The sequence below is a fragment of the bacterium genome (genome assembly GCA_016873475.1).
Lineage (GTDB): Bacteria > Krumholzibacteriota > Krumholzibacteriia > JACNKJ01 > JACNKJ01 > VGXI01.
Map to the genome: position 1 here is coordinate 1 of VGXI01000069.1, position 14314 is coordinate 14314.

The 14314-nt window shown below is 70.5% G+C and carries 10 protein-coding genes and 1 pseudogene; 4 read left to right on the forward strand and 7 right to left on the reverse strand.

Annotation, left to right across the window (positions count from 1 at the left end; all coding sequences use genetic code 11):
• A partial coding sequence (locus tag FJ251_07485) for a hypothetical protein (protein ID MBM4117578.1) occupies positions 1 to 1180 on the reverse strand: 1180 nt, incomplete at its 3' end.
• Between FJ251_07485 and FJ251_07490 the strand changes: the two genes are divergently transcribed.
• Together FJ251_07490 and FJ251_07495 are read left to right on the forward strand one after the other, a co-directional pair.
• A complete protein-coding gene (locus FJ251_07490) occupies positions 1179 to 2384 on the forward strand; it encodes a TerC family protein (protein MBM4117579.1) in 1206 nt (401 codons plus the stop codon). The genes FJ251_07485 and FJ251_07490 overlap by 2 nt on opposite strands.
• 14 nt (positions 2385 to 2398) lie before the next feature.
• The gene (locus FJ251_07495) at positions 2399 to 2584 is read left to right on the forward strand and encodes a hypothetical protein (GenBank protein ID MBM4117580.1); all 186 of its coding nucleotides are present in this window, start codon (positions 2399 to 2401) and stop codon (positions 2582 to 2584) included.
• On the opposite strand, the gene uvrA is transcribed toward FJ251_07495, so the two are convergent.
• Positions 2581 to 5508, reverse strand: a complete 2928-nt coding sequence (gene uvrA, locus FJ251_07500) for an excinuclease ABC subunit UvrA (protein MBM4117581.1) — start codon at positions 5506 to 5508, stop codon at positions 2581 to 2583. The genes FJ251_07495 and uvrA overlap by 4 nt on opposite strands.
• 231 nt (positions 5509 to 5739) lie before the next feature.
• Between uvrA and FJ251_07505 the strand changes: the two genes are divergently transcribed.
• Positions 5740 to 8250: a hypothetical protein gene (locus FJ251_07505; GenBank protein ID MBM4117582.1), complete on the forward strand. Its 2511-nt coding sequence runs from the start codon at positions 5740 to 5742 to the stop codon at positions 8248 to 8250.
• Between the two features lie 15 nt (positions 8251 to 8265).
• Here FJ251_07505 and FJ251_07510 read toward each other — a convergent pair whose 3' ends face one another.
• The 5 genes and pseudogenes from FJ251_07510 to FJ251_07530 form a co-directional block, all read right to left on the reverse strand.
• Positions 8266 to 9606: an alpha/beta hydrolase gene (locus tag FJ251_07510; GenBank protein MBM4117583.1), complete on the reverse strand. Its 1341-nt coding sequence runs from the start codon at positions 9604 to 9606 to the stop codon at positions 8266 to 8268.
• Between the two features lie 90 nt (positions 9607 to 9696).
• Positions 9697 to 10098 (reverse strand): hypothetical protein, encoded by a 402-nt coding sequence (locus FJ251_07515; protein MBM4117584.1) that lies wholly within the window; start codon positions 10096 to 10098, stop codon positions 9697 to 9699.
• A gap of 120 nt (positions 10099 to 10218) precedes the next feature.
• A complete protein-coding gene (locus FJ251_07520; GenBank protein ID MBM4117585.1) occupies positions 10219 to 11931 on the reverse strand; it encodes a hypothetical protein in 1713 nt (570 codons plus the stop codon).
• A gap of 131 nt (positions 11932 to 12062) precedes the next feature.
• Positions 12063 to 13604, reverse strand: a pseudogene (metG, locus tag FJ251_07525) (methionine--tRNA ligase).
• A gap of 11 nt (positions 13605 to 13615) precedes the next feature.
• Positions 13616 to 13981: a hypothetical protein gene (locus FJ251_07530; GenBank protein MBM4117586.1), complete on the reverse strand. Its 366-nt coding sequence runs from the start codon at positions 13979 to 13981 to the stop codon at positions 13616 to 13618.
• 237 nt (positions 13982 to 14218) lie between these two features.
• Between FJ251_07530 and FJ251_07535 the strand changes: the two genes are divergently transcribed.
• The coding region (locus FJ251_07535; protein MBM4117587.1) for a peptidylprolyl isomerase at positions 14219 to 14314 on the forward strand (96 nt) is incomplete at its 3' end.

The window sequence follows — 14314 nt, forward strand, 5'->3', positions numbered from 1 at the left end:
CGCCGAAGAAGCCCGCGCCCAGCGTGCCGTCGCCGCCGATGTAGCGGTCCTCGCCCGCGGCGTCGATGAGCGCCGCCACGCCGAGCAGGGCGCCGCCGAGCGCGAAGGCGCGGCCTTCGCCCGCGTAGAGGTCGTCGCCCGCGAGGTCGACCAGCGCGCCGAAGGGCCGCGTGAGGCCGCCGAGGGCCGAGGCCGCGCGGCCGGCGTAGACGTCGTCACCGCCCGGCTCGATCAGGAAGGCGATCCGCGCGAGGGCGGCGGCTTCATAGCGATTCGGGCCGGGGCCGCCGAGCACGAGCAGTCCCCAGGGCGTCTCTCGCGTGCCGACGATGGCCCCCACGACGCCCTCCATGTGCTTGCGCGCGGGCAGCGGCGCCTCCGGATCGCCGGCGGCGAGCAGCGCGCCCAGCGCCGCCTGGAAGCGCTGGGCGGCGGCAATGAGCGCCGCGCGGTCCACGCGGGCAGCCAGGTCGAGGACGAGGTTCTCGTCGATTGCAATGCCAACCGTGTCGGCCGCGATGGCCAGCTCGCGGTGCAGCGCGCCGCGCAGGGCGAGCGCGGTGGGGTCCTCGTCGTCCCAGCCGGCCCAGAAGGCCGGGGCGATGAGCAGGAGGCTGTCGCGGTCGGCGGGTGCGAGCCCGGCGAAGGCGCGCTCGAGTTCGCGCTCGGCGACGCGCAGCGAATCGACGAAGGCGTCCGCAGCGCGCTCGAGCTGCTTGCGCAGGGCGCGGGCGCCGCGCGTGTCGGGCGCCGCGACCGACACGCGCCCGGGGGCGGGCAGCCAGGCGCTCGGCGGCGCGGGCGGCAACGGGAAGCGGCCGGCTGGCGGCAATCCAGCCGGCTGGACGGGCGGATCCACCGCGAGCAGGTTGCCCAGGCGCGTGAGCAGGGCCGCGGGGTCGCGCTGCGCAGCCGTGAGATCGGCCACCAGCGCATCCTGCCAGCTGGGCAGGGAGAGCGGATCGGCCATCAGGCCCTCGACGGCAGCGAGGCGGAAGGTGTCGTCGGGGGCGTAGAACTTGTCGAAGCTCAGCTCCTCGGCGCGCAGCTCGAGCAGCTCGAGCGCGCGCTCGAGGGCGGCATTGGCGACCGAGTCGAGGCCGGCGACCTGGCCGGCGCCGCGCGCAGGCAGACAGGCGAGAAGCACGCTGAGCACGAGCAGGATCTGGCGATTCCGCATGTCGATCTCCTGGTTGCGCGCGGCGTCGATTGGGCTGGCGCCGGCGGCGAGGAATGGCGATCATAGCGCTTCCCGCCGGGCGCTGCACGCCCGGTCTGCGCCTAGGGGGCTACGCGTGCTGCTCATCTGGTCCGCCTTCGTCGGCTTCGTGCTGCTCTTGCTCGCCCTCGACCTCGGCGTCTTCCACCGCCACGCCCACGTGGTGTCGGTGCGCGAGGCCCTCGGCTGGTCGGCGGTCTGGATCGCCCTCGGCCTGGCCTTCTCGATCTTCATCTTTTTCGGCTACGAGGCGCACTGGTTCGGGCTCGGGGGCGCCGTGGACGCCGTGGACGGCCTCGTCAACAACGGGCGCACGGCCGCGATCAAGTACCTGACGGGCTACGTGGTCGAGAAGTCGCTCAGCGTCGACAACATCTTCGTCATCGTGATGATCTTCGCCTTCTTCGGCGTGCCGGCCATCTACCAGCACCGCGTGCTCTTCTGGGGCATCCTCGGCGCGCTCCTCATGCGCGGCGCGATGATCGCCCTCGGCAGCGTCCTGATCGCGCGCTTCCACTGGATCCTCTATCTCTTCGGCGCCTTCCTGATCCTGACGGGCCTGAAGATGCTCATCGTGAAGTCCCACGGCGACGACCTGACGAGGAACCCCGTCGTGCGCCTCGCGCGCCGGCTCTTCCCGGTGACGGACCACTTCCACGGCCAGCGCTTCCTGGTGCGCGCGGGCAGCGACGCCTCGCACGCCCCGGCCCTGCCGGGCGGCGTCCCCGAGCGCGACGAAACCGTCGAGCGGACTCCGGTCGGCCGCCTGATGCTGACCCCGCTGGCGCTCGCCCTCGTCATGGTCGAGGTCACGGACCTCATCTTCGCCGTCGACTCGATCCCGGCCATCTTCGCGATCACGGCCGACCCCTTCCTCGTCTTCACCTCCAACGTGTTCGCGATCCTCGGCCTGCGCTCGCTCTACTTCGCGCTGGCCGGGCTCATGCACCGCTTCCGCTACCTGAAGGTGGCGCTGGCCTTCGTGCTCATGGTCGTGGGCGTCAAGATGATGGTCGCCAGGCCGCTCAAGGCCATCTTCGGCGAGGCCTTCAACTTCTACCTGCTCGGGCTGATTCTCGCGATCCTGGCGACGGGCGTGCTGGTCTCCCTGCGGCGGCGGCCGGATGCCGGGGACCCGCACACCTCCTCCAGAACCCATCCCTGACCGGAAGGCACACGATGCAGAACATCGAGACCAAGGTCGTCGGCAACCTGCTGACGATCACCATCAAGCTGGACGCGCCCCGCACGGCCTCGGCCTCGGGCAAGTCCCAGGTGATCGCGAGCACGCAGGGCAACGTCAGCGTCGGTGAACTCGACGGAAAGCCGATCAAGCTGGGCGTCAACTGCTACGTTCCCGCCTAGCGCCGCCCGGCGACGGCGCCCTCGTCGAGCAGGCGCCTGAGGAAGCGCCCCGTGCGCGACTCGCGCGCGCGGGCGATGAGCTCCGGCGGCCCGGCGGCGACCAGCTTGCCGCCGCCGCCACCGCCCTCGGGGCCGAGATCCAGCACCCAGTCGGCGCACTTCACCACGTCGAGGTTGTGCTCCACCACCAGCACGCTGTTGCCGGCATCCACCAAACGCTGCAGCACCTCGAGCAGCTTGGCGACGTCGGCGAAGTGGAGGCCCGTGGTCGGCTCGTCGAGAATGTAGAGCGTGCGCCCCGTCGCCACCCGCCCCAGTTCCTTGGCGAGCTTGACGCGCTGCGCCTCGCCGCCCGAGAGCGTCGTGGCCGGCTGGCCGAGCTTGATGTAGTCGAGGCCAACATCGGCCAGGGATTGCAGCAGGCGGCGCACGGCGGGCAATGCCGAGAAGTGCGCGAGCGCCTGCTGCAGGTCCATCTCGAGGATGGGGTGGATGTTGCGACCCTTGTAGGTGACCTCGAGGGTCTCGCGGTCGAAGCGGCGGCCCTGGCAGACGGGGCAGGTGACCCACACGTCCGGCAGGAAGTGCATCTCGATGCGCCGCTGGCCGTGACCCTCGCAGGCCTCGCAGCGGCCGCCCTTCACGTTGAAGCTGAAGCGCCCGGCCTTGTAGCCGCGGGCGCGCGCCTCGGGCAGCTCGGCGAAGAGCGCGCGGATGGGGTCGAAGACCCCGACATAGGTGGCCGGGTTGCTCCTCGGCGTGCGCCCGATGGGCTTTTGGTCTATCTCGATCACCTTGTCCAGGTGCTCGAGCCCGGCGAGCCTCCGGATCGTGCCCCCTAGCGCCTGCGCACCGTGGAAGTGCCGCGCGAGGCGCGGGTAGAGCGTCTCGGCGACGAGGCTGCTCTTGCCCGAGCCCGAGACGCCCGTGACCGCGACGAAGACCCCCAGCGGGATCTCGACATCGAGGCCGCGCAGGTTGTTGTGCTCGACGCCGCCCAGGCGCAGCCACGCCTTCCCGGGCGCGCGCCGCCGCGCGGGCGGCGCGATCGCGGCGCGCCCGGCGAGATAGGCGCCCGTCACCGAGCGCCGCGCGCGCTCCACCTGTGCGGGGCTCCCCGTGGCGACGATCTCGCCCCCCATCACGCCGGCGCCCGGCCCGAAGTCCACCACGTGGTCGGCGAGACGGATGGTCTCCTCGTCGTGCTCAACTACGACGACAGTGTTACCGAGGTCCCGCAGCCGGAAGAGCGTGTCGAGCAGGTTGCGGTTGTCGCGCGGGTGCAGGCCGATGCTCGGCTCGTCCAGAATGTAGAGCACGCCCGTCAGGCCGCGGCCGATCTGGCTGGCGAGGCGGATCCTCTGGCTCTCGCCGCCGCTCAGCGTGGGCGCCGGGCGCGCGAGGTTGAGGTAGTCCAGGCCCACCTTGACCAGGAAGCCCAGGCGCTCGCTGATCTCGAGGATCAGCTCGCCGGCCACCTCGCGCTCGGCGGGCGCCAGGCGCAGCCCGGCAAAGAAGCGGTCCAGCTCGCCGATGGGCAGCGCGCTGAGTTCGTGGATCCCCCGCCCCTGGAAACTCACGGCCAGGCTCTCCGGCCGCAGGCGATGGCCCTTGCAGGCATGGCAGGGCCGCTCGGCCATGCAGCTCTCGTAGTACTGGCGCGCCATCTCGGACTGCGTGGCCCGGTAGCGGCGCAGGATGTTCGGCACCAGGCCGCCGATCAGCCACTCGCGCGCGCCCCAGTTGGCGTTGGCCGCGTCCACCGGCACCAGGAAGTGGTCCTGCTTGGCGAGGCCCGCCGCGCGCGGGTCGCCGTAGAAGATGAGCTGCTTCTGCTTCGCCGTGAGCTTGGCGAAGGGGCGGTCGATGTCGATGCCGTACTCGCGGAAGATGCGCTGGATGAGCTGGCTCCAGTGGCCCTTGCCCTCGATCCAGCTCGCGATCTCGCGGATCGCGCCCTCGCGGATCGTCAGCGCCTCGCTCGGCACGAGCAGTTCGGGCAAAGGCTCGCGGATGACGCCCAGGCCCTGGCAGTCCGGGCAGGCGCCGTAGTGGCTGTTGAAGGAAAAACTTCGCGGCTCGACCGGCTCGAAGCTGAGGCCGCAGGCTTGACAGGCGTGCGCGCTGCCGAGGGGGATCTCCTCGCCCGCCGTGGTCAGCACGCGCAGGCTGCCTTCGCCGAGGGCGAGCGCCGTCTCCAGCGCCTCGTGCAGGCGCGTGGCAATGCCGTCGGTGAGGGCGAGACGGTCGACCACCACCTCGATCGTGTGGCGCTTGTTCTTCGCGAGCTTTGGCGGGTCCGCGAGCCGGTGGATCTCGCCCTCCACGCGTACGCGCGCGAAGCCCTGCTTGACGAGCTTCGGCCACAGGTCCGCGAATTCTCCCTTTTGCCCGCGGGCCAGCGGCGCCAGCACCATGAAGCGCGTGCCGGGGGGCAGCTCGTGGATGCGGTCGACCATCTGGTCCACCGTCTGCGAGCCGATCTCGCGGCCGCACTGCGGGCAGTGCGGCACGCCCAGGCGCGCATAGAGCACGCGCAGGTAGTCGTGGATCTCGGTCACGGTGCCGACGGTGGAGCGCGGGTTCACGCTCGCCGTCTTCTGGTCGATGGAGATGGCCGGCGAGAGCCCGGTGATCGAGTCCACCTCGGGCTTCTCCATCTGGCCGAGGAACTGCCGCGCGTAGCTGGACAAGGACTCGATGTAGCGCCGCTGGCCCTCGGCGTAGAGCGTGTCGAAGGCCAGGCTGCTCTTGCCCGAGCCCGAGACGCCCGTGAACACCGTCACGGTGTTGCGGGGGATGCTCACATCCACGCCCTTGAGGTTGTGGATGCGGGCGCCGCGGATCTCGATGGCGCGGGGCGAGTCGGCAACGCGGCGGCGACGGGCGGGGGTGGCCACGGTCTCCTCCTGCGGGGGACGCATTGAGGGTGGGTGCGCGACCGGACGGGCGGGAGGGGTCCGGCGCGGCGGACCGGTGATCATTGTAGCGGCAACGGCGGCGATCGCAAGGCCGAAGTCGGGCCCGCGATTCCGAGCTGGGCCCTGCGATTTTGTATGGATCCGCACTAAGTTCCGATTGTGTGAGGCAGGCATCCGCTGGCTTGTGCTAAGCTGCATCCACGGGGGAACGAGGCCAACGCGGGAGGAAACCCGATGCCGAGCCTCGCCCGCCTGCGCCCCTGCCTGGCGCTCCTGATCGCGGCTTTCATCGCCGCGCCCGCCCACGCGGAGAAACCCGTCCAGACCCTCGAGCGCAAGGCGCCGCGCGCGCCCACCCAACCCCTCAACAAGAAGACCCACCTCGCCGTCGCCATGGGCGGCGCCGTCGCCCTCGGCGCCTTCGAGGCGGGCATCCTGGCCGAGCTCGTCCACGGCCTCGCTCTCTACAACGCCGGGCTCCTGCCCCGCGACCCGGAAGCCGCCGCGCATCGCTTCACCATCGACGTGCTCGCCGGCGCCTCAGCCGGCAGCATGAGCCTGGCCGTCCTCGCCCGCGAGCTCTACGACCCCAGCGCCGACGTCCTGGACTCCGGCTACCCCGAGCGCTCGGCCTTCCACGCCGCCTGGGTGGAGCAGATCGGCGTGCTCGCGCTGATGAACGATCACCGCCCACTTCCCCTCGCCGAGGACCCCTTCCTCTTCGACGAGCGGGTCATCTACCGCATCGCGAACAGCGCGCTCGGCTGCTCCCTGCGCCAGGGCGAGCCTCCCGCCGCGCTACCGCCCGCGCTCCCGCCCGGCGCGCGCGGTGCCCAAGCGCTCACGCTCGCGCCCGAGCGCCTCGCTCTCGGCATGACGCTCTCCAACATGGATGGCCTCACGCGCCCCATCCACTTCGAGGGCGCCGTCTACTGGCAGACCTTCTACGACGACCGCCGGCTCTTCCTGCTCGAGGACGGCGGCCGGCGAGTCTCGTTGCCGCGCGACCCCGCCACCGAGATCGGCTGGAACGACGTCGCGCTCACGGCGATCGCCTCGGGCGCCTTCCCCTTCGCCTTCGAGCCCGTGCTGCTCGAGCGCCGCGGCGTCGAGTACGACCCGCTCCCGCGGGAGTTCGCCGCGCCCGTCGACACGCGCGCCTTCCACTACGCCGATGGCGGCTACTTCGACAACGACCCGCTGGCCCTCGCCCAGCAGCTCGCGGCGCTGATCGACACGGAGCCCAGCCGGGCAGCGCATCCCGAGCCGATCGCCCCCGAGCAGATGCAGTCGAACCGCGCCCTCGCGGCGCTGCTCAATCCCGTGGAGCGGGACCGCCGCTTCATCTACCTCGCGCCGCAGGTACCCGTGATGCTGCCGGCCGAGGAGGAGAGCCTCGCCGCGCAGCGCCCCCCAGGCGCGACGGTGTCGCAGCTCGTGCCCTATGCGAACCGCATCATCGGCATGGGGCTCGGCGCCGCCGGCGGCCAGGGCTTTCGCGAGTACATCCGCGCCGCCGACGCCAATGAAGCCGCGTTGCGCCATCTGCTCGTCGAGCTCCACGCACTGGCCGGTGACGACGCCCGCGCCGAGGATCTGCTGCGCGCGCTGGACTTCATGGCCGAGCACGGGGTAGCCTCGGGGGACATCGCCTTGCTCATGCGCTTCGCCACCTATGCCCGGGCGGAGCTCGCGGGTCGCCGCGTGGCGCCGCGGGACGACCTCGCCGCCCGGCTCGAGCGCAGCATCGACTTCCGCTTCGACTGGGGCGAGGCCGCGCCGGCAGCGGCCTGGCTGGAGCACGCGGCGTCCTGGCAGCACCGGCAGCTCTTTCTCGAGCTGTTCCGGGCCCGCGGCCTGCTCGCGACGAACAACTTCATCCTCATCACGGCCACGGACGAGCAGCCGGTGGCCGGCGGCGCCTTCAGCCACTTCGGCGGCTTCTTCAACCGCGAGCTGCGCGAGTTCGATTTCCTGCTCGGCCGCTACTTCGCCCAGCAGACCCTGATGCACGACCTCGGCATCGCCCTCGCCGACACGATCGGCACGGCCGAACTCGAGGCCCGTCGGGCGCCGCTGCGCCCCATCCGCAGTCTCGCCTCCCACTTCGCCACCCTCGATGAGCGCATCGCCTTTCGCGACAAGGCGGAGAATCGCCTGCGCGGCTACGTCGATCATCTGGCGCTGCCGGCGCTGGTGCGCCCCTGGGCCTTCTCGACGGGGAATCGCTGGCTCGACACGGCCGTCTATCACCAGCCACGCGGCTTCCTGCTGCGGGCCTTCGCCGGCTACGACGAGCTGCACACGCTCTCGGCAGGAGCCGCCCTCGATCCCCTCAGCGCGCTCAGCCGGCTGGCCAGCAAGGAGCACCACAAGCGCTACTACGACGACCTCTTCCGGGCGTCCGGCTTCCACTGGCCGCAGCCCTTCCTGGCGGGCGAGTACGGCTACTGGCATCCGCAGGGGCGGCGGAGCTGGGACCTCGGGGTCACGCTCCAGCTCCACTTGCACCTGAGCAGCTGGATCGCCCCGCGGCCGACGCTGGAATTCGGCCGCCGCTACTTCGATGGCAGTCCGGCCGAGGGCTGGTACCATTCCATCGGCATCGAAGTGGGCTCCGTGCACCTGGGCGTGAAGACGGACCGCAGCCCCTCGCTGCGCCACTCGCGCCCGCAGACCCTGCTGCGGATGGGCTTCTCGTTCCGGCCGGCCACGGCGATGCGGGCCCTGGCCACGCTGTTCTAGGCGAGCGGCCGCCGCTCAGCCGGAGTGGCGCATCAGGCGAAAGGCCTCGGGGCCCACCGTGCGCGGCACGCGCACGTCGACGAGCAGCGTGCGGTTCTCCACGAAGTAGGCGCCCATCATCTGGGCGTCGAGCCGGATGCCCGGCAGCGCCGGGTAGCCCACGGCCGCGCCCGTGCGGTATTCGGGCTGGGCCTCGATCATCAGCGTGAGCTGCTGATCGGCGAGGAGCGTCTTCAGCGCCGAGATGTCGATGTAGAAGCTGCGCCGCGAGGAGTCGCCCGAGTAGCCGTGCACGTCGGCGATGATCTCCCGCTGGAAGACGCCGCTGACGTCGTTGACGCGGAAGCTGCGCGCGCGACGGCCGCTCTCGGCCAGGAACTCGACGAGGTACTCCTCCACCGGGTTTTCGAGATCGTCCCGCAGGCAGACGACCGTGTGCTGGTACTGGTGGAAGTAAGCTTCGGCCTCGGCGCTTACGGTGAGCGTCGCATTGGCCGCGGCCAGCTCCGCCGCGAAGGCCTTCCACTCGGCGGGCGGCGCCGTGAGCGCGCGCTTCACCCAGGCCGCCGTGCTTGCACCCGTCGGCGCGTGCTCGCCGCGGCCGTTCTTCTGCTTGAAGGCGAGGCTGCTATGGTTGTCGCCCGGGCTGATCCCGAAGGGCAGCGTCGGTCCGCCAGTCGGCGCTTTGTAGGTGACGCCGGGCGCGCCCGGCTGCGTGTAGTCGAGGATGAGCTTGGCCGCGTTCAGGTTGGCTGTCGAGATCCGCACCGTACCGTCGCCGCCCACCTCGTCGGTGACCGCCTTGAAGCCGCCGTAGCCGGTGTTGCCCACGAGGACCGCGGCGAGGATGGCGTCCTCGCCGAACCAGCGGCGGCCGAAGAGATCGCGCTCGGCCAGCTCGCTCGTGTAGGCCGAGGCCAGCTCGAGGCCGCGCAGCAGGTGGCCGCCCGTCTGGAAGCCTGTCTTCCAGCCCTTGAAGACACGCCCGTACCAGGCGCGCCCCTTGTGCGCGAGCTGCGAGCCGAAGTTGGCCGGCGCCAGCATGAGATGTCGGCTGATCGGGGCCGTGTCCGGCTTGTAGTAGTGGGTCAGCCAATCGCGGGCGACGAGGGCGCCCGTGCTGTGCGAGACGAGGCGCACGTTCTTGGCGCCCTTGATGCCCGGATGGCTCTCCCAGGCGCGCTGCATGGCGTGCCTGAGGTCGCGGTAGGTGATCTCGTCGTTGAGGGAGACCCAGTCGGCGAGGTCGAGCGTGGTGACCTCGCTCTTCAATTCGCGGCGCAGGAAGTCCGCGAGCGGCCGGAAGGAGCGGCTCTCGTCGCTCCAGCCGTGCAGGATGACGATGGGGCTAGGCATGCCGCCGGCCTCCTTGTCGGCAGGCGCCGACCGCAGCCGGCGCCGCGCTCGAGCCCCGCAGTTTAGCCCCGCCCAGTACCTGCTGCAAGCTCACTCCTCGTTGTCGTCGCGCAGCTCACTGAAGGGGCTGATGCGCAGCGTGCCCCTCACCCGTGAAGGGAAGCGGAAGCGGCGCGGCGGCATCAGGTCTTCCAGGCCGGCCTCGCAGAGCTCCTCCCAAAGGCGAAGGTCGGTCCGCGCCTCGAGCCAGGTCCCGTCGCCATAGCGGCGGCGGGGATTGCGGGGGTAGCAGAGCGAGCAGGCGCAGAATACCGGACTGCGGGCGAAACGGTGGACACGCCTGAGCAGCAAGGGCTCGAGTTCCGCTAGCCGCCTGGGCTTGGGATCATCGAAAAGCCAGCGCGTACGCCACTGCTGCCAGCGGCGAAGGAGGACACGACGGCGCTGCTGCCGCCGCTCGGCGCGGGACTGGGGATGATGGGCGTGGGACATGGCCGCCCTCCTTTCATGGTCTGGCTGTGTCCATGTCCTCACCCCCTTTCTCGCCTGTCGCGTCCGGTCTGCACTGATTCTGACGCTCGGATGCCGCAGCCGTCAAGCCTGCCGGAGCGGCTAGAGGCCGCTGTCCACCACGGCAAGGTTGCTCGTCGCATTGCCGCCGACGATGATCCGCCGGCTGCCGTCGCGCAGCCAGGCGACGTGCCCCGGGCCTTCGACGCCGGCCGGCAGCGGCAGCGTGCTCGTGCTGATCTCCATGCCGTCGGAGCCGACCAGGGTCACCGAGAAGCTGTCGTCGTTGAAACCGGCACTGGCGACGGCCACCCTGCCGTCGCCCAGCTCGAGCAGGTCGATCCCGAAGGGCCCGTCGCCGACCGTGGCGACATCGGTGAGCGCCGCCGCATCGGTGCCGTTCCAGGTGCCCAGGCTGAGTGTGCCGCTCGCGAAGTTGCTGACCACGAAGATGCCGCCCGCCTCGCGCACGCGCAGCGGCTGGTCGCCGAGCTCGCCGACCGGCGTGGCCGGGGCGTAGACGTTCACGCGGTCGTGCAGGAAGAGCTTGCCCGGCGAACCGTCCGTGACGATCAGCACCGAGCCCTCCGCCCGCGCGCAGACGCTGCGCGGGGCGCCGCCGCCGGGCAGGCTGCTCGCGGGCACGCCCGGTGCCGTGTAGCCGAAGTTCTGGATGCTCGCGTCGTACTCCACGAAGCGAACGACCTGGTTGTTCGCAAGCACATAGCACAGGCCGCCGCTCGTGGCGTCGCCATCGTAGGGCAGCGCGTCGAGAACGGCGTCCGTGTAGACGAGCAGGAAGGTCATGCCGAAGTCATCGTTGGCAGGCACCCAGCCGGTGAGCCCGGCGCCCCCCGGCCCGTAGCGGAAGATGAGCTTGACCGCGTAATCGCCGAGGCCGTCGGGGCCGCCGGCCAGGGGCACAGCGCCCCAGGCAGGCATGGCCGCGTTCAGGTAGTCGCCTTCCAGCGTGGCGAAGTAGGGCTGGCCCAGGCTGAAGATCCCCCACTGGTTGCTGCCGGCGCCGACGAGAAAGGGCGCCTGGATGCTGCCGAAGTTCAGCGTGGACTCCACCCAGAGCGCCTCCAGGGCCTGGAGCGCGCAGGTGTAGACGCCGACCGGCGGTGCGTCGCTCGGCGCGGTGACCACCAGCGCCACGGCGATGTCCGCGGCCTGCACGTCAGGGCAGGCGTCCTCGACATGCACGTCCACGTTCCAGGTGCCCACCGCCGTCGGCGTGCCGCAGAAGCTGCCCTCCTCCGGGTCGAAGCCGATGCCGGGCGGCAGTTCGCCCTCGTGGGTGAAGGTGTAATCGCCCAGACCGCCGACAACCTCGAGGTCCCTGCAGTCCGTCTCGTTGAGCACGAAGGGCAGACTCGTCTCGGCCGGCGCGTAGAGCGGCGGGCACTCCTCGACGACGTGGATCTCCAGGTGCAGCTGCGCGGTGAGCTGTTCGCCATCGTCGCAGTCCACCACGGCGTCGATGAGGAGCGCGTAGTTGCCCAGCTCGGTCGGCGTGCCGGTGATCTTTCCCTGCTCGGCGTCGAAGCTCATCCCCGGCGGCAGGGCGCCGGCGCTGATGCTCAGGGCGGGCGCGTGGCCGTCGGGCTCGTCGAAGTTGGGATAGACATCCACCACACCCGGCTCATCGAGCAGGAGATAGGCGGTGACCGTGTCCTCGGGGTACTCCGGCTGGACGCAGAAGGGATCGCCGCCGGCGTCCGCCGGGTCTTCACCGGCTGGACAGCCGGCCCCGCTGATCAGGGCGGCGAGGAGGAGCAAGGGAAGGAGACCGAGGATCCTGCGCATCGACATCGCCGTAGCTCCTGGGTTGGGCGCCCATGCCGGCGGCGATCGCTTGGTGCGGCCGCCAACCCAGAAATTCTACACTATCGTTGATAGCAGGAATAGGGGAAATCTGGACTTGAGCCGCCCGCAGCGCCCGGTCAGTCCGCCGGCGGATCGAAGCGCGGAAAGAGCGGCGCCCCCGAGATCACGGGCGCGTCCGGCACGAGGCCGCCCCAGACGAGGCTCTCCCCGAAGGGCGCGGGCTCGGCCGCGGCACCCAGCCGCCGCAGCAGCTCGCCGCAGCGCTCGGGCATCACCGGGTGGAGCAAGGTGCCCACGAGGCGCAGGGCCTCGGCGGCGTGGTAGAGCGTGACCGCCGTGGCCTCGCGGCCGCCCTCCTCCTTGATGCGCTTCCAGGGCGCCTTCTCCTCGAGGTAGCGATTCACGGCCCCCGAGAGCCGCCGCACGGCGAGGATGCCCCCGTTGGGATGGTAGAGCGCGATCTGCGCGCGCAGCTCGACCGCCACCTCGGCGGCCACCTGCTTCAGCGCGCGCTCGCTCTCGCCGTAGCCGCGCCCTTCGGGCAGCCGGCCGGCGAAGTGCGTCTCGACGAGCTTGGTCACGCGGTTCAGGCCATTGCCGATGTCGTTGGCCAGCTCGGCGTTGTTGCGCTCGACAATCAAGCCCTCACTGAAACTGCTGTCCATGCCCGGCGTCATCTCGCGCATGAGGAAGTAGCGCAGCACGTCGCGGCCGTAGAGCTCCATCGTGTCGAGCGGCTTGACCACGTTGCCCTTGGACTTGCTCATCTTCTCGTTCTCGGCGCCGAAGAGCCACCAGCCGTGCGCGAGGATCGTCCTCGGCAGCGGCAGGCCCGCGCCCAGCAGCATCGTCGGCCAGTAGACCGCGTGCGTGGTGAGGATGTCCTTGCCGATCAGGTGCAGGTCGGCCGGCCAGAACTCGCCCGTCCGGTCGCTCGCCCAGCCGAAGCTGAGCGCGCTGTAGTAGTTGAGCAGGGCGTCGAACCAGACGTAGCAGACGTAGTCCTCGTCGAAGGGGAGCGTGATGCCCCAGCTCAGGCGTGACTTCGGCCGGCTGATGCAGAGGTCGCCGAGCGGCTGGCGCAGGAAGCCGAGCACCTCGTTCGCGCGCTTCTCGGGCACGATGAAGCGCGCGTTGGCCTCGATGTGATCGATCAGGGCCTGCTGGTACTTGCCCATGCGGAAGAAGTAGTTCTTCTCGCGGATGGCGACCACCGCGTTGCCGGCCGGGCTCTTGCCGTCCACCAGCTCCTTCTCGGTGTAGAAGCGCTCCTCGGAGACGTCGTACCAGCCCTCGTACTCGTCCGGGTAGATCTCGCCCTTGGCCCACAACTCGGAGAGCACGCGCTGCACCACCGCCTTGTGCGCGGGCATCGTCGTACGGATGTAGAAGTCGCTGCTGATGCCGAGCCGCCGCCAGACCTCGGCGAAGCGCGGGCTCAGCTCATCGCAGTGTTGCTGGGGGCTGACGCCGCGCTTCTCGGCGGCCTGCTGCACCTTCTGGCCGTGCTCGTCGGTGCCGGTCAGGAACAGCGTGTCTTCGCCGAGCAGGCGGTGGTAGCGCGCGAGCACGTCGGCCAGCACCGTCGTGTAGGCATGGCCCAGGTGCGGCTCGTCGTTGACATAGTAGATCGGCGTGGTGACGTAGAAGCGCGGCACGGCGGTCCTTCCTAGCTGTTCGCCGCAGCCTGGCGATAGCGGGCCAGGGCGGCTTCTGCGGCAGCCTTGAAGGCTGCGGGATCCTCAGGCGTGAATAGCAGCCTGCGTACCAAGCCAGCGCGCTTGTCGAGTACGACGTGCTCCCGGAAGTTCGCCCAGTCCAACTTGAGGGCCGGGCGAAAGTCCTTCAGGTGCAGATCCCCGCGCACGAGGCCTTTGACCTCGGATTCGGAGACCTCGATGCGCTCGACATGCCCAAACGGCACAGTCATCCAACCGAAGCGCGTCTCGAACTCAACCCGATCGGCGTAGACTCGGTATTCCTGCCAAAGGCTCTTGACGGTGCTCTTCGATACGTGGATCGGCACCTCGTTCATGGCTTTCCCCTCCTCTCCCCGCGCTCAACAGCGGCAAGGCCCCGCGGCTGCGGCGCGGCAGCGCGGGGCCAGCCGGCACCAGCAGCCGGATGCGCTCAGGCTACTTCGCATGCGCGCCGACTGCAAGCGGCGTCCCTGGTGCGTCGCCGCGGCGCCGCAGCGGCGGCTTGACCCGGCCTGCCGCGGATGCTAGCCTGCCCGCGGCTTACGCCGCCCAATCGCAAGCGGGAGAAGGACATGCCCGAGACCGAGACCATCGTCACCCTCGCCACCAACCGGGGCGAGATCGTGCTGCGCTTCTTCCCGGACAGCGCACCCGAGCACGTGAAGGGG